Origin of the sequence: Bacteroides sp. 224 (assembly GCF_010500995.1) — a bacterium.
GTDB lineage: Bacteria > Bacteroidota > Bacteroidia > Bacteroidales > Bacteroidaceae > Bacteroides.
The window spans coordinates 16,965-35,058 of sequence record NZ_QVMK01000020.1 but is presented as its reverse complement, the minus strand read 5'-3'; the positions used below and the strand labels follow the sequence as shown (position 1 = coordinate 35,058).

Here is an 18,094-nt window from a genome sequence, read left to right as displayed (position 1 = left end):
TGCAAAGATAAAGTACGAGAACTTTCATTAAATCACAATCATTAATTTCTAAAACCATGAAGTATAAACAATCTCTCTTCGTTTTATTTCTTCTTGTATGCTCTTATACATACGGGCAAACATTTGATCGTAAGAAATATAACTTCAACAGTGAATGGCGTTTGCAGGTAGGAGATTTTCCCGAAGCCAAAAACAATTCATTCAATGATAATCAATGGAAAAAAGTAACTCTTCCGTATGCCTTTAATGAGGAAGAAGCCTTTAAAGTAGCCATCGACCAACATACAGACACCATTGTATGGTATCGCAAGCATTTCAACATCCCTTCTTTAAAGAGCAGCAATAAGGTGTTTGTAGAATTTGAAGGCATCCGCCAGGGTGGCGATTTCTATTTGAACGGACAATATCTCGGCAAACACGAGAACGGTGTAATGGCTGTAGGATTCGATTTAACTCCTCACATAAAAAAAGGAAATAATGTATTAGCCATCCGCATTGATAACAACTGGAACTACAGAGAAAAAGATACCAACACCAAATACCAATGGAATAACAGAAACTTTAATGCCAATTATGGAGGCATCCCCAAGAATGTATATCTGCACGTCACCGATGATGTTTACCAAACATTGCCTTTATACAGCAATCTGCAAACTACAGGGGTGTATGTTTATGCTACAGGCATCAAAGTGAAAAGCCGTACAGCTACTATCCATGCCGAATCGGAAGTGAGAAATGAAAGCCGCAAAGCGCGTCAACTGCATTATGAAGTCAGCGTATTTGATATGGATGGTAATCCTGTAAAATCATTTAAAGGAGAAAACGTAACCGTTAAAGCCGGAGAAACCCAAACACTGCGTGCCTCTTCCGAAATTGAAAATCTTCATTTCTGGAGTTGGGGATACGGTTATCTGTACACTATAAAAACGAAACTTGTCGACCATAAGAATCAGGTATTCGACGAAGTAAGCACCCGCACGGGATTCCGCAAGACTCGCTTTGCAGAAGGTAAAGTTTGGCTGAATGATCGTGTTATCCAACTTAAAGGTTATGCACAGCGCACCAGCAACGAATGGCCGGCGGTAGGTATATCCATTCCTGCCTGGTTGAGCGACTTTTCCAACGATTTAATGGTGAAGAACAATGCCAATTTAGTGAGATGGATGCATGTTACTCCTTCCAAACAAGATATCGAATCTTGCGATCGTGTAGGACTTATACAAGCCATGCCTGCGGGTGATGCAGAGAAAGATGCAAAAGGAAGACAATGGGGACAACGTGTGGAACTAATGCGCGATGCCATTATTTACAATCGTAACAACCCAAGCATCTTGTTTTACGAATGCGGCAATGAATCCATATCCCGCGAACATATAGTTGAAATGAAAGCTGTGCGCGATCAATATGATCCTTTTGGAGGCAGAGCCATCGGTTCTCGTGAGATGTTGGATATACGCGAAGCAGAATACGGAGGCGAAATGCTATACATTAATAAAAGCATGCATCACCCCATGTGGGCTACAGAATATTGCAGAGACGAAGCACTTCGCAAATATTGGGATGATTATTCCTATCCATTCCATAAAGACGGAAAAGGTTCCGATGAATACAAATCGACAGTTACAAACACCCACCAAAAGCTGAAAGATGCCAGTGCCTATAACAGAAATCAGGATTCGTTTGCCGTTGAGTTAATTCGTCGTTGGTATGATTACTGGCGCGAACGTCCGGGAACCGGTCGCAGAGTCAGCTCGGGAGGGGCAAAGATTATATTCTCCGATTCTAATACTCACTTCCGTGGAACAGAGAATTATCGCAGAAGCGGCGTAACAGATCCTATGCGTATCGAAAAAGATGCTTTCTTTGTACATCAAACTATGTGGAATGGTTGGGTGGATACTGAAAAATATCAAACTTACATCGTGGGTCATTGGAACTACCCTGAAAAGACAGTAAAACCTGTATACGTGGCTTCTAACGGGGAAGATGTGGAGCTCTTTCTGAACGGAAAATCATTAGGCAAAGGCGAACGCGAGTACGATTTCTTATTCACTTTTAAAGATATTGCTTTTGAAGCAGGTAAATTAGAAGCTGTCAGTTACGACGAAACAGGCAAGGAAGTTAGTCGTTATCATTTGGATACGGTAGGTGAACCTCATCAACTAAAACTAACCCTTATTCAAAACCCCGAAGGTTTCAAGGCAGACGGCTCAGACCTGGCATTGGTGCAAGTGGAAGTAGTAGATAAAGCTGGTAAACGCTGCCCGTTGGACAACCGTACCATTAAATTCTCATTAACAGGAGAGGCCGAATGGAAAGGCGGTATTGCTTTGGGCAAGGATAATCATATCCTGAATATGAACCTTCCTGTAGAATGTGGAATTAACCGGGCACTTATACGCAGTACCATACAAGCAGGAAAAGCCATTTTAACCGCAGAAGCCGAAGGGCTACCCAAAGCCACGCTTACTTTAGAATCTTCTCCCATAAAAGTAACCAATGGCCTTAGTTCTTATTTACCCTCTACCACCCTAAAAGGCAGATTGGACAGAGGAGAAACACCCTTTACTCCTTCCTACAAAGATAGTAAAGTAGATGTGCGCATTCTCTCGGCCAAAGCCGGTTCAAACAATGAAACCGTAAACAACAGTTTCGACGATAACGAATTAAGTGAATGGGAAAACAATGGCAAGCTAAGCACTGCATGGATTACATATACACTTGAAAGATATGCAGAGATTGATGACATTTGCATCAAACTAACCGGCTGGCGTTCGCATAGCTATCCGTTGGAAGTATATGCAGGAGATACACTGATATGGAGCGGAGATACCGACAAAAGCTTAGGCTATATACACCTGAAAACAAAACCTGTACGTGCCAATCAAATCACCATTCGCCTGAAAGGAAATACCAGCGAGAAAGATGAATTTGGTCAGATAGTGGAAGTAGCTGCTCAAAATGCCAATGATCTTGAAAAAGGAGGAAAAGACAAAGGCAATCATAGATTAAGAATCGTTGAAGTAGAATTCCTGGAAACCATTCAACAATAAACTAATGATAAACATCTACTTAACTATTTAAAAGAGAGTGTGTCATAAATCCATCTGTGGTTAATTTATATAGATAGAGACTTATGACACATTCACCTTCCTTTCCCTCCTTCTCTATCCCATATTATATGTATGTACACTCACTCCCTGTGCCGAAGGCAGATAATTAACCCCATACCAACACATTTGCAGCAGCACAAAAGAAATCAACATGATCCATAAAGCTTGTTTTAAGTGTCGCGGTTTGCTATGGCGGAAGTGAATATACACCAAATAACCAATCCAGGTAGCCGCTGCCCACGTTTCCTTGGGATCCCAAGCCCAGTAATGTCCCCATGCTTCTTTCGCCCAAAGAGCGCCGAAAAGCATACCGAAAGTCATAAAAGATACACCTACACATACCAGATTATCCGATAAATCCATTTCTTTTTGTTCTATGGCTTTCTTTTTGAAGAACAACAAATAAACAGCCATCACAGCGGCAGCTCCCAGCATGGCATAAGCAAACATATATACTATGACATGAGGGGCAAACCAGGGACTTTGCAAAGCAGGCATCAATGTCTTATTATGTATCTCGGGTTTAAAGATATTGATACAAATAAAAACCAAGGAAAGGATAAAGCTAAAACTCAATATCCATTTATACTTCCAACGACTATAAGTGATAAGCCCCGCCAATGGCAGAAAGAAAGAATACCAAAGCCGCGTTTCTCCCATCGTTCGCATGGGAGGTCGTTCCAACGAAATCCACATACCCAGAATAAATGCAAAGAAAACGAGTAATCCGAAACCTGTAAACAGATATACCTGTCGGTGGCTCTTTCCACGCCAGGCTTTAAAAGCTCCTATGCCCCAGAACAACAAAGATATGGATGCAAATATGATAAAATAATCCCAACTCATGACTTTGCCTCCTCTCTTTTTCCTGCGGTAACAAACATACATACGGCACCCGCAATAATCATCCATATTCCCACGTATACAACAGGCAACCAGGGATCCTTTACCAACTCAAATACACTGATATTACTCCATTTTCCTTTGGATTCATCATAACTAAGCTGATATATTTTCCAACCGTCTATGGCAAAAGGCTTATTTACTTCAATGGTAGTTTGCATTGTTTCGCCTGCTTCCGTATAGACAGTCACATCAGAAGCATAACGGCGTGGTTCTCGTTCGGGCATAATCAGGCTCATTCGTTCATTCAGGCGAATGGCTTTATAGGGAAACATAAAGCTTCCGCAACTCACCCACCCTTCCTTATATTCATGGGTTTGTCTATTTTCTGCTTTCACATAGACAGCATAAGCTGCACCCATCGAATAAAATTCTACAAACTTCACGGTATCCGGCGTATTCATGCTGGCAGCCTCGGGAATTCGTTGTTCGAGCGTAATCTCCCAATCAAGCAGATTTCCCGATTGGAATTCTTCTTCCAGAAGCAGATTGACCGGTTTACCTTCCGGTAAGGCCTTTCCTGTTTCATTATCAATCAGCATTAGCTTGGGCGGATATTCATCTATCGTGAAGTTATTCAGTTCTATAGCCACGGAAAGTTCTTTCATATTCTTTTGCTGATCGAAAGCGCGCCATTCGGGTTTTCCAATAGTAGTTGTCATTTCAAGCCTTTGCATATCGGAACTACCGAATACAGCACCGATCAATGCGATGAATAACCCGGCATGGCTTAATAAGAAAGGTATACTCTTCCAACGGAAAGAAAAAAGGCGTCGAAAAGTAACAACTCCCAGAAGTGTGGTAAACCAACCATAAAGTAATATAAACGGCCAGGCCGACAACATTTGTGAGAATCCAAACCAAGCCTCAAAACTTGTTACGGATATATGAGCAGGTTTCTGTCGGATTAGTCCCATAATTACAGTAATAACAACTACACCTATCATAGAGGTGACGGCAGCGGAAGATTGTCCCATCCATCTAAACAGGTATAATTTCCTGGGGAACAGAGAAATAAGAATGATTGCAAATAAATAAACCAAAAGAATGATTAGATTAATCGGGAAGGCTAATAAATTCCAATCTATCCCTCCAATTGTTATTTGAAGAAGTAATCCGATAAAAAACAGCCCTCCACAAATCGTAAACCCTTCTTTATATCCCCAAGGTTGTTTCCACATAATTTCAACTCTCAACTAATTAAACGTTCTCTTTGGCCTTTTTAATCCATTGAGGAACAATGGTATTCATAAACTGTTCTTTCTCTTTTTTCTCCTTTTCTATATCTAAACCGATATATTTCTGAGCTTTTTCTTTTGTATCAATATCAGGCATCGGAACTTCTCCTATAAAACCTTGCTGCACCAATACTTTGGAAACTGCTAATCTGGCCTGTAATGCTTTATCAAGTCCATGACCTAAAATGCGTTGGATTTCCTGCGGAGCATGGAAAGAAGCACCATGAGAGGCTACACTGAAATCCCATCTCCATTGTGCCTGACGGATAAGTTTCAGCGTTTCTTTCATCTGATTCTCATTCGCTCCTTTTTCCCAGGCGTATTTAGCCTCTATATGTACTCGCGCCAGTTCTTGTTCCAAACGATTACGGATTTCATTGGCTTTACGCTGTCTTTCATATACATTATTACGAAGGGTTTCTTCACTTTCCCGATGGCATACCTGGCAAGTTCGATCGATCATAGCTAACGGACTTTGAATATGATGATCGCTATATTTCATCCCTCCTTCGCTTTTATAAGGCATGTGGCAATCGGCACAGGAAACGCCTCGCTGACCATGAATACCCATTTGTGCTATTTCATAGTCGGGATGCTGCGCTTTCAGAATAGGGGTTTTACTTAATGAATGAATATAATCGTAATAATCATTTTCATCGTAATAAGCTTCCATCGCTTCCACAGTTATTCCCTCATCCCACGGGAAGGTTAAGTATTTACCATCTCCTTTAAAGTAATATTCCACATGGCATTGAGCGCAAACCAATGAACGCATTTCCTGTGGTGTAGCTTTGGAAATGTCTTTGCCCATTCTTTCGAAAGCTTCGATAAGTGCGGGACGACTGATATGCAAATTCATATTCTCGGGTTCATGACAATCGGCACAACCAATGGGGTTTACGATTTCATCACCGAAAGCCGCCCATTTATTATTATAGAAAGCATCTACACCTAATGATTCCATCATACGAGGTACATCGGGGCTTTTACATGTCCAGCAAGTGGAAGGTTGAGGTCCTTCGGTAGCAGTTGCCGGAGAACCCACACGCAGCGTATGTTGAATATCTTCAATAGCATGCATGTGACCGCGAGGAGTTGAATAATCTTTGGAGAAGGCATATCCGGCCCACAGTATCACCATTTCGGGACGTTGTTCCAGCACATCTACTGCTATGTTTCCGTTAAATTCACTTTGGAAATCTGTATTAGCAGTCTCTGTCCAGGTTTGATATTGCCTTGGATAATTATCTTTAAATATCTCATTACGAGATTCAATACCTGTTATTGACACACGCTTGTTATTGAATACGCTGACTACTTCCGCCCGCCTTTCCATTAAGGAAGACACGACCAATCCGAGTACGAATACAACTACCATTGTTCCACCAAAGAGTAGCCATCCTTGCCATGATTTTAGTTTCTTTTCCATCCTATTATTTACGATTTACAGATTTACAATTTCTCATTCCTTATTTTTAAGATTTCGAATCCATTCTGGCACAGGAGAATCGGGGTAAGGAACCAACGCATTAGGCGTAGTTGAAAGACTATTTCCACCCCCATGAGGTACATCACGATGGCAATCCCAACAAGCTTTGCCTTTTCCCACTTCAGACATCATATAATCAATACGGCCTGTTTTTACAAACTCCGTATTTAATTGGGTATGACAACGAATGCAATTATTCATGATAACCTGCGAACTTTGCGAGTGTGCCCGAATTACCTCTTTCTCACTATGGGTAAGGAAAGCAGCCACATGTCCGAGTCCGTCTTTCCCTTTGAAATACCACTTATTCACCACATTATCGTGCGGCACATGGCAATCGTTGCAGGTAGCGTCCCGACTGTGAGAACTATGAAACCAGGTAGCATAATAAGGGGCCATAATGTGACAGTTCATGCAGGCAGCAGGATCATCTCCCAAATAAGTATGCGCACGAAGTAGATACAAGAACAGACTTCCGCCTCCCACTGTTACTCCACATAAAATGATAGCGAATATTTTCCATTTACGAGAGGGTAAAATGGTATTTATCAGCTTTCGTATTTTCATAGATATTGAGTTTTATACAAAGATAAATGTCTTAATGGATAAAAAGTGTAATCATGATTACACTTCAGAAACGTATTAATTGTACAAGCTTGTTTTTCTCTTTGATCGTAATCTTTCTTTTATCAGAAATAATCAATCCATCTTGTTGCATTTTACTAAGTTCCCTCTCCAACGAAGGACGCGAGACGCCAAAATATTCAGCCAATACGCTTTTGGGTTTATCCAGAAGAATGATTTCACTGTGGGTAGCCTCCGAGAGCTCCAGCAAATAGATAGCCAGTTTTTGCCGAATGGTTCGAAAGGACATCAGATGCAGTTTACGACTTAACCGTGAAGCAAAATTAGCAGATATATCCAAGTAGTTTTTCAGCAAAGTCTCATTCATCATCAGCATCTTCAGTACAGATTCGCGGGGTACGATTAAAGTTTCTACTTCTTCATTGGCAGTCGTTTGTACGGGAAAACGGTTCTCTTTGCCAAACAGGAAAAGAATGGCCAATGGATTGGGGGCATGAATGTCTTCTACCTTCACGATTTTGCCTGCCGGGTCACTCATCTCTGCCTTAACGCTCCCTGATAAGAGAAATATGAGTCGGTTACAAGGTTCACCCTGCATAGCCAGTATATCACCTTTCTTAAAACGGACTTCTTTCGTTTTTACACAGGAAAGAATATCACTCACTTCCGACTCACGGATCGAGTGAAAAAGATTACAATTGGTTAAAACAGAGTAGTTCATAACATTTTAATAAATCAACATAGCGTATTCTTCTTGAAAGATAGCCATTATTTTTCATCAAGTTTAGTTTTTTGAAAGAAAAAGTATCATTTTCCTAAGAAAAGAACAGCTGTTCATAATTAGCTCATGGAACTATTTGTTTGAAACTATTGGTTTAAGCGTAACATCTGTTACGCTTTTCCCCTCTTCCCTCCCCTTATCTTTGTACAAACTAAAAAATAAAAGCAATGAAAAGAACCATTATCAAAATAGATGAAGAATTATGCAACGGGTGCGGAGCCTGTGTAACCGGCTGCCATGAAGGCGCTTTACAACTTATTAACGGCAAAGCTGTTATGATCAGTGATCTTTATTGCGACGGACTTGGAGCCTGCATAGGCGAGTGTCCTGTAGGAGCCATCGCCTTCGAAGAACGGGAAGCAGAGCCTTATAGCGAAGAAGCCGTTATGGAAAGAATAGCACCTAAAGGCGAAAAAGTGATTCTTGCCCATCTCAACCATCTCAAAGAACACGGTGAAAAGGAATTGGTAAAACAAGGGCTGAGTTACTTGGAAAAGCATCACATTAAGGTAGATTTTGGTTATAAGAGTACTTCACAATCACAAGAGAAACTGCCTTGTGGATGTCCAGGAAGCATGGCACGCGAAATTAAAAGACCTGCTGTTATAAACCCTGCAGGGCTCAGAATGCCTAACAATACTCCAGAACAAGTATCCGAATTAAGGCAATTTCCAGTGCAACTTCATTTGCTCAACCCCAGTGCGGGATTTCTCCACAGATCGCATTTATTGCTGGCAGCAGATTGTACGGCATTTGCCAGCGGTGAGTTTCACTGTAGATTCCTGAAAGGAAAAACATTAGCCATTGCCTGTCCTAAATTAGACCATAATATACAAACGTATATAGATAAACTTGCGCTAATGATTGAAGAAGCCGAATTGGAAACGCTTACTGTACTGGTCATGGAAGTGCCTTGTTGCAACGGACTAGTACAAATAGCTCAGACAGCGCGCGAGCAATCTAAACATATACCAATTAAAGTGATTACTTTATCTATCGACGGATCGGTAAAAAGCGAGAAATGGATATAAAGAATTTTGTTATATTTGTATCCTAAACATTTAGGATATACGAATGAATAAAATAGAGTGTACGGAAACTTGCATCCGCTTACTTTTTAATATTCCATTATTCAGAGACTTACCTCTTAACGTACAATCCGGCCTGCTCGATAGGCTGGATTATACGATTTATTCCATTCAGAGAAAGGACATCATAGCCAAACAAAACACACCCTGTAAACACTTATATGTACTTTTAAAAGGAAAACTACGTGTAGACATTATCGACGCTTTGGGCAATGAAGTGATGATAGAGTACATTGTAGCCCCCAGAGCGTATGCCACTCCTCATTTATTCAGTACGGACAATACATTGCCGGCTACCTTCACCGCTTTAGAAGACGGCATTTTGTTTACGGCCACTAAAGAATCGCTATTTAAGCTGATAGCTGAAGAACCTGATATATTGAAAAACTTCCTGTGTATCACCGGAAACTGCAACAAGTGCACAGTGACCCGCCTGCGTGCACTCTCTCATAAAAATGTTCGAAACAGATTGGTGCAATATTTGTTTGAGAACCTCAAAACGGAGTCCGGTGTGGTATTTATGGAGCACAACCAGGTTCAACTTGCAGAGTATCTTTGCGTAACCCGCCCTGCCCTTTCCAAAGAAATTAATAAGTTGCAAAAAGAAAAGCTTATCCGAATAGATGGCAATGAAGTTCATCTACTGGATCCTGCTTTATTAAAAAAGTATATAGAGTAAAAGCAATTCTTATTTTTTATTACCTTTGCTTCATTAAATTATAGGATAAATTAAATCAACTAAAAGAAAACTATCATTATGATGCATACTTGGTTTGAGTGCAAAATCCGCTACGAAAAGATTATGGAGAACGGAATGCAGAAGAAAGTTACCGAACCTTATCTGGTCGACGCACTCAGCTTCACCGAAGCCGAAAAAAGAATTATTGAAGAAATGGAGCCTTTTATGTCGGGAGAGTTCACCGTCTCGGATATAAAGAGAGCAAACTATAGCGAATTGTTCCCCAGTGATGAAGAAAGCGCCGATCGTTGGTTCAAATGCAAACTCATTTTCATTACATTGGATGAGAAAAGCGGAGCCGAAAAGAAAACCTCTACTCAGGTATTGGTACAAGCTGCCGACTTACGCGATGCCGTGAAGAAATTAGACGAAGGCATGAAAGGTACAATGGCCGACTATCAAATTGGTTTAGTATCGGAAACATCTCTTATGGATGTATTCCCTTACGGGGAGAGAAATGACAAACCGGAAGTTTAAATAAAAAATGGCTATAACCACTCATTTGCAGGAAGTACTGGCTGAAATCCCCCAAGGAGTAAAGCTTGTAGCTGTTTCCAAATTTCACCCCAACGAAGCGATTGAAGAAGCATACCGGGCAGGGCAACGCATATTTGGAGAAAGCAGGGCACAAGAATTAAAAGCCAAATACGAAACATTGCCAAAAGATATTGAATGGCATTTTATTGGTACACTGCAAACAAATAAAATAAAATACATCATCCCTTATGTGGCGTTGATTCACGGCATCGACTCTTTCCATCTGTTGAGTGAGGTTAATAAACAAGCCGCCAAAGTAAACAGAAAAGTAAAATGCCTGTTGCAATTACATATTGCACAAGAAGAAACCAAATTTGGTTTCACTTTCGATGAATGCCGGGAAATGTTGAACAATGGAGAATGGAAAACTCTCAACAACATAGAACTATGTGGCATGATGGGAATGGCAAGTTATACAGAGAACGAAGAACAAATTGAACTGGAATTTTGTTCATTAAGTAATTTCTTTCACGAAATTAAGAATTTGCACTTTACCGATCAGGATGCTTTTTGCGAATTATCCATGGGTATGTCTCACGATTACCGGTTGGCTATCGCAGCAGGAAGCACACTTATCAGAGTAGGAAGCAAAATATTTGGAGAAAGGGATTGAGTTTTAAGTTATAAGTTTTGAGTTATAAGTGGTAAGACAAAACTGAAAACAGAGAACTTACTACTTAAAACTCAAGACTTAATACTTTGAACTCAAAACTTAAATGCCATGTCTGATTTGAAAACTACTTTCGCAGGTTTAAACCTGAAAAACCCAATTATCATTAGTAGCTCGGGACTTACCAACAGTCCGGAAAAGAACAAAAAATTAGCCGAAGCCGGTGCAGGAGCTATTGTGTTGAAATCTCTTTTCGAAGAACAAATAGCTCTTGAAGCCACACAAATGAAGGACTCCGTATATTATCCGGAAGGTGGCGATTACTTGGTTGCTGCTCTTCATCATCATAAGGTTTCAGAGTATTTGAGACTGATCAAAGAGAGTAAAGCCGTGTGTAATATACCTATCATTGCAAGTATCAATTGCTATAGCGACAGCGAATGGGTCAACTTCTCTAAAGCAATAGAAGAAGCCGGAGCAGACGCACTGGAAATCAACATTCTGGCCTTGCAAAGCGATAATCGTTATACGTATGGTTCTTTTGAACAGCGTCATATTGATATCCTGAAACATGTAAAGCAGCACATCAATATTCCGGTTATCATGAAGTTGGGTCATAACCTGACTAATCCGGTAGCGCTTATCAATCAGCTATATGCCAATGGAGCCGCAGGCGTAGTATTATTTAACCGCTTCTACCAACCCGATATTGATATTGATAAAATGGAACAGGTAGGTGGTCAGGTATTCAGCAACGGAAGCGAATTATCGGAATCTCTTCGCTGGATCGGTATTGCATCCTCCGTAGTAGAAGGTATGAGCTATGCAGCTTCAGGAGGAGTACATACTCCTAAGGATGTGGTAAAAACTATTCTTGCCGGAGCCTCTGCCGTAGAAGTTTGCAGCACCATCTACAAAAAAGGAAACGAAAGCATCCGCCCCATGCTCGACTTTATAGCTTCATGGATGAACGATAAAGGTTTTGAGCGCATCTCTCAATTCAAAGGAAAGCTGAAAGTAAAAGACATTCAAGGAGTTAACACCTTTGAACGTACACAGTTTTTGAGATATTACGGAACGAAAGAGTAGTATTAGTTACGAGTTACAAGTTACGAGTTACAAGTTACGAGTTACAAATAATTCCTTGTAACTTGTAACCTGTAACTCGTAACTGTCTTACATAAGATTACTCGCCAACTCGCTCAGCTCACTCCGTTCTCCTTTCACCAGATTGATGTGGGCAAAGAGTTTCTGATCTTTCATGCGATCAATCATATATACCAATCCGTTCGACTGACTATCCAGGTAAGGTTGGTCTATCTGTTGAATATCTCCTGTAAATATCATTTTAGTACCTTCTCCCGCACGGGTAATGATGGTTTTGATTTCGTGAGGAGTCAGGTTTTGTGCTTCATCAATGATGCAGTAGGTTTCGCTTAAGCTGCGTCCACGAATAAAGGCCAAGGCCTCAATCACAAGTTGCTCACTTTTTTGCATATCATCCAAACGTTTTACTTCTGTGGAATTGGAGGCAAATTGTCTCTTGATTACATTGAGGTTATCGAATAAAGGCTGCATATAAGGAGCTACTTTTTCGGTAGCATCGCCGGGAAGAAAACCAATGTCTTTATTTGATAATGCTACAATAGGACGGGCAAGTAAGATCTGCTTATAATTGGATAAATTATTCAGAGCAGCAGCTAAAGCAAGTAATGTTTTTCCTGTACCAGCCTTTCCTGTCAATGCCACCAGTTTGATGTCCGGGTCATTTAATACTTCAAAAGCAAAGCTTTGCTCCGCATTACGTGGCTCAATACCATAGTTTTTAAACTTATTTACCCGATGAATGGTGCGAGTAAAAGGATTATAACGTGCCAATACACTATTCCTATCACTCTTCAATACAAAGCACTCGTTAGGACGAAGGATGGCTTTGAAATCAAATTCATCTATATCCAAACCTTCTTTGGAAGAATAAATACGATCGATTAACGCCGGATCAATGCCTTCAAACGTCTCATTTGATTTCTCAAAAACATCTACATTGATTACTTTATCATTAATATAATCTTCGCAGGGGATACCTACCGAACGGGCCTTCATCCTCAGGTTCGCATCTTTGGTAACCAGAATCGTATCCATTTTAGGCTTTTCTTTCAGCAAGTAGGCGGCCACACCCAGAATCTGATGGTCGGGTATTTGATCCGGAAAAGATTCGGTTACCTGTTCTGTAGTTTTTCTGCCTGCCACTACAAAAAGATTTCCAAGTCCTTCGCCTAATGTGGCTCCTTTCGTGAAAAGGTTATTGTCGGTAATAGAATCAAGTTCGCGGATAAATTCACGGGCGTTGAAATTAATCTGTTCATTCCCTTTTTTAAACTTATCTAACTCTTCAATGACAACAATTGGCAGATAAATATCGTTCTCTTCAAAATTCTTCAAACAATCGTAATCGTGAAGGATAACATTAGTATCTAACACAAAGTTTTTTTTCTTTCCCATAGTTATTATCATTTTAATGGTGATATTTGCAATATAAGAAATAAACAGAATACAGGTATTGTTTGATCGTTAATAAATATAAAGATGAATTATCAAGATACATTAAACTACTTATATAATAGTATGCCCATGTTTCAACAGGTTGGAAGCAAGGCATATAAGGAAGGTTTGGAAAATACTTTCGCATTGGACAAGTATTTTAATCATCCTCATAAAAAATATAAAACGATTCATGTGGCAGGTACAAACGGAAAAGGAACCTGTTCGCATACATTGGCGGCCATATTGCAAAGCGCCGGGTATAAAGTAGGACTATACACCTCTCCTCACCTGATTGATTTCGGCGAACGTATCCGGGTAAACGGTCGGCCTATTTCTCAACAATATGTAGTTGAGTTTGTAGAAAAACACCGCTCTTTCTTCGAACCTCTGTATCCCTCCTTCTTTGAGTTGACTACCGCCATGGCTTTTCTTTATTTTACAGAACAAGAAGTAGATGTAGCCGTTATTGAAGTTGGTCTTGGAGGAAGATTGGATTGTACAAACATCATACAGCCCGATTTATCGATCATTACTAACATCAGTTATGATCATACAGCTTTGCTTGGTCATACACTCAACCAAATAGCGGTGGAAAAAGCCGGAATTATCAAACCTCATACTCCGGTAGTGATAGGAGAAGCTACGGAAGATACCAAACCCGTATTTCTTGCACAAGCTAAAAAGCACCACGCTCACATCGTTTTTGCGGAAGAAGAACAACGATTGCTCGAAGCAGATCGTTCCGAAAGCGGAGAATGGATTTATCAAACCAAAGAGTATGGAAATTTAAAAGGTGAGTTAAGCGGATTCTATCAAATCAAGAATACCAATACATTGCTTTCTGCCATCTATCAACTGCAATTATTGAATTATCGTATTGAAGAGAAAGATGTGCGCGAAGGTTTTCTGAAAGTCGGTGAGTTAACCGGCCTTATGGGGCGCTGGCAAAAGCTGCAATCTTCTCCTACACTTATTTGCGATACCGGACACAACACAGGCGGTATGTCTTATATTGTAGAACAGTTGGAACAACAGATTTATAAGCAATTACATTTTGTTATAGGCATGGTAGATGACAAGGACATTGACGGGGTACTTTCTATATTACCCAAAGATGCTATTTATTATTTTACCAAAGCAACAGTAAAGAGAGCGCTCCCGGAGAAGGTATTGATGGAAAAGGCAGCCACCTTCGGACTAAAAGGAGCCACTTATCCGGATGTGGTATCGGCAGTAAAAGCCGCGCAAGAAAAAAGCCTCCCGGAAGATTTTATCTTCGTAGGAGGCAGTAGTTTTATTGTAGCGGATTTATTATCTAACCGCGATACACTCAATCTCCACTAAAGCATCTTTTGGCAGTTGTTTCACCGCAAAAGCACAACGTGCCGGGAAATCACCGCTAAAGAAAGTAGCATATACACCGTTCATTCCTGCAAACAAAGACATATCTTGCAGGAAAACGGTAGTTTTCACTACGTTATCCATAGTAAGTCCGGCAGCAGCCAGAATTGCTTTCATATTTTCCAATGATTGACGTGTTTGGTTTTCAATTCCGTCAGGCATTTCACCTGTTTTTGCATCAATGGGCAACTGTCCTGATACAAATACCATTCCTCCTGCTTCGATGGCTTGACTGTATGGTCCAATAGCTCCGGGAGCTTCATTACTGTTGATTACTTTTTTCATTTCGATTTAATTTTTAATATTTATCAGGCTCTTTTCTTTTGAGCATGTAAAAGTACAAAACTCTTTTTAATTATAAAAGTATATTGCACATGCAGTATTTTAATGTTTTCTGCATTTTAGTATATAGAAAAGTATAGAAGATTATACTTTAACCTACTAAAAGCCTAAATATTAACGGAAGAGAGTTTTTTTTAGTTTCTCTCTCCAAAAAAGGAGCTGCCTGTGAGGGTAGCTCCTTTTTGAGTTTATAGAAAGCGTAATGCTATTGGCAGTTTTTCTTTATCAATTCATCTACCAGTGTATCTCCTAATTCTTTGGCTTTAGCAAAGTTTTCGCAAGCCTCTGCATTCTTCTTTAACTGCATCAGAGCAATTCCTTTCAAGCGATAAGCATCGCCTGTGGGCTCCATAGAGATGGATTTATCAAGCGCTTCGAGCGCTTCATCATAGCGACCCACGCGCAGATTAACAACACCCAACTCCAGGCGATACCCGGCATTGTTGGGAGCCAGTTCAATTGCTTTATTGATATCATTCAGTGCTCTTTGAAATTGCTTTCCATAAAAAGCAGCCTGCTCGCGATAATAATAAAACACATCATTCACATTCTCTTTTAATGCTGTGAAATAAGTATCATAATCTACCAAAGCCTGACGGTACTGTTCTGTATCCATATACATCTGCGCACGTTCTAACAAATAAGCTGCATTAGATTCGTTCATGGGTTTAGGACAATATGCAATACAGCTATCCATCAATGCAATAACTTCTTTTACATCGGCTCCGGCCAACTGTTTTGATTTTGCTGCACTGAAGAACACGGCCGGAGAAGCCATGTTGGTACGACTCACTTCGTCATAAGCTTTAAATGCTCCTTCATAATCTTTCATGGCGAAAAGAATGTCTCCTTCCATCTGCTTGTATATAGGCAAAGGATTGATTGAGTTTGCCATGCGAATCTCTGTAAGTGCCTTATCCATTGTCCAGTCGGCTTTTCCGCTTGAGCGCCCTAAAAGCACATAACTATACATCAATCGGGCTGAATTATAGTACACTTCATCTTTATTCTTTGATAGTTCCGCAGCACGTTTAAGGTCGGCAGCAGCTTTTTCTATATTAGAAGGGTCTTTAGCAGTGTGTACCCAATTCGTGGCACGACGTATATAACCATCTGCACTGTTTGGAAACTGAACAATGAAATTATCAAGTAAGGTGGCATACTCTTCGGGATTTCCTCCGGATGAAGCCATGAAAAGATAAACCAATGCCTGATCTTCTGCCTCAGGAAATGCTTTTCTGATTCCAATGCTTCTTAAGTCGGCATTTCCTAAAGAAAGTCCGGTGATTTCCAAAGACATCGGTAATGATACTCCCACCGCATAGCATGTATTTCCGGCATCTGCTCCGGATGCTTTTTGCGCCATTGCGAATACCTCTCCGTTTTTGTTTACAACAGGACAACTCACCTGATTATCTGCCAACACCATAGAAAGTGTATAATATTGGTGTTCCTCTCCTGCTTTAGAAAGTTCTTTCACATTACCCGTTTTAAATAAACGCTCTTTCTGAGTAGAATAAGGTAATAAAAGAACTTCTTCATCAACAGCCGGCAGAGTCGTTGCCAATGGAAGGGCTACACAGCTTTTATCAATGGCTACACGAAATTTCACCACATCGTACATGCTGTTTGCACCCATCATGCTAACTACCGGTAATTGCTTTCCGTCGGAATCGATAATTACAGCACGCTGAGCGCCTTTAAATATAGAATAATCGGATAATGCCACTCCACCGGTAGTTACAAAAAAGCCGTTTCCGTTACCTAAAATTTTATCGTCCTTATCATAGGTAATCACTGAGAATACAGCCTTTTTGGTTTTATCCAACCACTTGGGAGCCTGTGCCATACCCCATTGAGTAAATAAACAGCACAGAATAATTAGTAAAGTAGTTCTCCTCATGTATTATAAGATTTTTAGTTATTCCGTTGTTTTAGTGCTTCATATATCAATACGCCGGCAGCCACAGATACGTTCAATGATTGTATGGTACCCAATATGGGTATTTTTACCCACTCATCGCACAAGGCCAGGTTTTCATAAGAAACCCCTGTATCTTCGGCACCCATAATAATACAAAGGGGTCCCGAATAGTTGGCTGCTGTATAATCATAGTCTCCTTTCTCGGTAGCAGCTACAATTTTAAAACCACTATTTTTCAGGTAGTTCAATGTTTCTTTCAGGCTTTTCTCCCGGCAAACAGGAAGTGTATGCAAGGCTCCGGCAGATGTTTTCATGGCATCCGCATTTACTGTAACACTACCTTTAGCGGGTATAATTACAGCATCTACTCCTGCACACTCGCATGTACGGGCTATGGCACCAAAGTTACGCACATCGGTTACCCCATCGAGCATAATAAAGAATGGATTCTTCCCTTCTTCGAAAAGAAAAGGAACAAGATCTTCTGTTTTCTGATAAGTTACCGAAGAAATAAAAGCAACTACGCCCTGATGATTTTTGCGGGTTATTTTATTGATTCTTTCTACCGGCACACGTTGTACAGGAATAAGCATTCCTTTTAATGCAGCAAAAAGTTCCTTCGACAGATCGCTCTGAATATCCTTCTTAACCAAGATTTTATCTATCTCTTTACCTGCCTGAATAGCTTCTATAACGGCACGTACACCAAATATAAGTTCTGATTTATCGTTCATGACGCAAACTTACATAAAAAGAATGATTTTTAAACGAGTTGAATAAAAAACAATTAATGAACACAG

The 18,094-nt window shown here is 40.3% G+C and carries 16 protein-coding genes; 7 read left to right on the top strand and 9 right to left on the bottom strand.

Annotation, left to right across the window (positions count from 1 at the left end; all coding sequences use genetic code 11):
• The first annotated feature begins 56 nt into the window (after positions 1-56).
• Positions 57-3,053, top strand: a complete 2,997-nt coding sequence (locus D0T60_RS10975; RefSeq protein ID WP_163218234.1) for a glycoside hydrolase family 2 protein — start codon at positions 57-59, stop codon at positions 3,051-3,053.
• 114 nt (positions 3,054-3,167) lie between these two features.
• On the opposite strand, the gene ccsA is transcribed toward D0T60_RS10975, so the two are convergent.
• The 5 genes from ccsA to D0T60_RS10950 all read right to left on the bottom strand — a co-directional run bounded on the left by ccsA (position 3,168) and on the right by D0T60_RS10950 (position 8,049).
• The gene (ccsA, locus tag D0T60_RS10970; protein WP_163218233.1) at positions 3,168-3,959 is read right to left on the bottom strand and encodes a cytochrome c biogenesis protein CcsA; all 792 of its coding nucleotides are present in this window, start codon (positions 3,957-3,959) and stop codon (positions 3,168-3,170) included.
• Positions 3,956-5,197, bottom strand: coding sequence for a cytochrome c biogenesis protein ResB (locus D0T60_RS10965; protein WP_163218232.1), 1,242 nt, complete (start codon positions 5,195-5,197; stop codon positions 3,956-3,958). Before D0T60_RS10965 ends, ccsA begins: the two co-directional genes overlap by 4 nt.
• A gap of 19 nt (positions 5,198-5,216) precedes the next feature.
• Entirely contained in the window at positions 5,217-6,683 is a 1,467-nt protein-coding gene (gene nrfA, locus D0T60_RS10960) for an ammonia-forming cytochrome c nitrite reductase (RefSeq protein ID WP_163218231.1), read from the bottom strand.
• 33 nt (positions 6,684-6,716) lie between these two features.
• Positions 6,717-7,310 (bottom strand): cytochrome c nitrite reductase small subunit, encoded by a 594-nt coding sequence (gene nrfH / locus D0T60_RS10955; RefSeq protein WP_163218230.1) that lies wholly within the window; start codon positions 7,308-7,310, stop codon positions 6,717-6,719.
• A gap of 64 nt (positions 7,311-7,374) precedes the next feature.
• The gene (locus tag D0T60_RS10950; protein ID WP_163218229.1) at positions 7,375-8,049 is read right to left on the bottom strand and encodes a Crp/Fnr family transcriptional regulator; all 675 of its coding nucleotides are present in this window, start codon (positions 8,047-8,049) and stop codon (positions 7,375-7,377) included.
• Positions 8,050-8,276: 227 nt separating this feature from the next.
• Between D0T60_RS10950 and D0T60_RS10945 the strand changes: the two genes are divergently transcribed.
• From D0T60_RS10945 to D0T60_RS10925, 5 genes are all read left to right on the top strand, one after another.
• Positions 8,277-9,140 carry an ATP-binding protein gene (locus D0T60_RS10945; RefSeq protein WP_163218228.1) on the top strand — a complete coding sequence of 288 codons (864 nt, stop codon included), beginning with the start codon at positions 8,277-8,279 and terminating at the stop codon, positions 9,138-9,140.
• A gap of 43 nt (positions 9,141-9,183) precedes the next feature.
• Complete coding sequence (locus D0T60_RS10940) at positions 9,184-9,876, top strand: Crp/Fnr family transcriptional regulator (protein WP_163218227.1); 693 nt, start codon at positions 9,184-9,186, stop codon at positions 9,874-9,876.
• A 75-nt stretch (positions 9,877-9,951) separates the two neighbouring features.
• Positions 9,952-10,413 (top strand): DUF4494 domain-containing protein, encoded by a 462-nt coding sequence (locus tag D0T60_RS10935; protein WP_163218238.1) that lies wholly within the window; start codon positions 9,952-9,954, stop codon positions 10,411-10,413.
• Between the two features lie 7 nt (positions 10,414-10,420).
• Entirely contained in the window at positions 10,421-11,086 is a 666-nt protein-coding gene (locus D0T60_RS10930) for a YggS family pyridoxal phosphate-dependent enzyme (protein WP_163218226.1), read from the top strand.
• A 108-nt stretch (positions 11,087-11,194) separates the two neighbouring features.
• Positions 11,195-12,172 (top strand): dihydroorotate dehydrogenase-like protein, encoded by a 978-nt coding sequence (locus D0T60_RS10925; protein WP_163218225.1) that lies wholly within the window; start codon positions 11,195-11,197, stop codon positions 12,170-12,172.
• A gap of 87 nt (positions 12,173-12,259) precedes the next feature.
• Here D0T60_RS10925 and D0T60_RS10920 read toward each other — a convergent pair whose 3' ends face one another.
• On the bottom strand, positions 12,260-13,585 hold the full coding sequence (locus D0T60_RS10920) for a PhoH family protein (protein ID WP_163218224.1): 1,326 nt from the start codon (positions 13,583-13,585) through the stop codon (positions 12,260-12,262).
• Between the two features lie 84 nt (positions 13,586-13,669).
• On the opposite strand from D0T60_RS10920, the gene D0T60_RS10915 reads away from it, so the two are divergent.
• On the top strand, positions 13,670-14,971 hold the full coding sequence (locus D0T60_RS10915; RefSeq protein ID WP_163218223.1) for a folylpolyglutamate synthase/dihydrofolate synthase family protein: 1,302 nt from the start codon (positions 13,670-13,672) through the stop codon (positions 14,969-14,971).
• On the opposite strand, the gene D0T60_RS10910 is transcribed toward D0T60_RS10915, so the two are convergent.
• The 3 genes from D0T60_RS10910 to rlmB all read right to left on the bottom strand — a co-directional run bounded on the left by D0T60_RS10910 (position 14,939) and on the right by rlmB (position 18,028).
• Entirely contained in the window at positions 14,939-15,313 is a 375-nt protein-coding gene (locus tag D0T60_RS10910) for a RidA family protein (RefSeq protein ID WP_163218222.1), read from the bottom strand. The two genes, D0T60_RS10915 and D0T60_RS10910, sit on opposite strands and share 33 nt — an antisense overlap.
• 262 nt (positions 15,314-15,575) lie before the next feature.
• The gene (locus tag D0T60_RS10905) at positions 15,576-17,273 is read right to left on the bottom strand and encodes a tetratricopeptide repeat protein (protein WP_163218221.1); all 1,698 of its coding nucleotides are present in this window, start codon (positions 17,271-17,273) and stop codon (positions 15,576-15,578) included.
• A gap of 14 nt (positions 17,274-17,287) precedes the next feature.
• Positions 17,288-18,028, bottom strand: a complete 741-nt coding sequence (gene rlmB / locus D0T60_RS10900; RefSeq protein WP_163218220.1) for a 23S rRNA (guanosine(2251)-2'-O)-methyltransferase RlmB — start codon at positions 18,026-18,028, stop codon at positions 17,288-17,290.
• Positions 18,029-18,094: the final 66 nt, after the last annotated feature.

Coding starts and splice junctions, on each gene's coding strand:
- D0T60_RS10975 (WP_163218234.1), top strand. CDS start 57: ATGAAGTATAAACAATCTCTCTTCGTTTTATTTCTTCTTGTATGCTCT.
- ccsA (WP_163218233.1), bottom strand. CDS start 3,959: ATGAGTTGGGATTATTTTATCATATTTGCATCCATATCTTTGTTGTTC.
- D0T60_RS10965 (WP_163218232.1), bottom strand. CDS start 5,197: ATGTGGAAACAACCTTGGGGATATAAAGAAGGGTTTACGATTTGTGGA.
- nrfA (WP_163218231.1), bottom strand. CDS start 6,683: ATGGAAAAGAAACTAAAATCATGGCAAGGATGGCTACTCTTTGGTGGA.
- nrfH (WP_163218230.1), bottom strand. CDS start 7,310: ATGAAAATACGAAAGCTGATAAATACCATTTTACCCTCTCGTAAATGG.
- D0T60_RS10950 (WP_163218229.1), bottom strand. CDS start 8,049: ATGAACTACTCTGTTTTAACCAATTGTAATCTTTTTCACTCGATCCGT.
- D0T60_RS10945 (WP_163218228.1), top strand. CDS start 8,277: ATGAAAAGAACCATTATCAAAATAGATGAAGAATTATGCAACGGGTGC.
- D0T60_RS10940 (WP_163218227.1), top strand. CDS start 9,184: ATGAATAAAATAGAGTGTACGGAAACTTGCATCCGCTTACTTTTTAAT.
- D0T60_RS10930 (WP_163218226.1), top strand. CDS start 10,421: ATGGCTATAACCACTCATTTGCAGGAAGTACTGGCTGAAATCCCCCAA.
- D0T60_RS10925 (WP_163218225.1), top strand. CDS start 11,195: ATGTCTGATTTGAAAACTACTTTCGCAGGTTTAAACCTGAAAAACCCA.
- D0T60_RS10920 (WP_163218224.1), bottom strand. CDS start 13,585: ATGGGAAAGAAAAAAAACTTTGTGTTAGATACTAATGTTATCCTTCAC.
- D0T60_RS10915 (WP_163218223.1), top strand. CDS start 13,670: ATGAATTATCAAGATACATTAAACTACTTATATAATAGTATGCCCATG.
- D0T60_RS10910 (WP_163218222.1), bottom strand. CDS start 15,313: ATGAAAAAAGTAATCAACAGTAATGAAGCTCCCGGAGCTATTGGACCA.
- D0T60_RS10905 (WP_163218221.1), bottom strand. CDS start 17,273: ATGAGGAGAACTACTTTACTAATTATTCTGTGCTGTTTATTTACTCAA.
- rlmB (WP_163218220.1), bottom strand. CDS start 18,028: ATGAACGATAAATCAGAACTTATATTTGGTGTACGTGCCGTTATAGAA.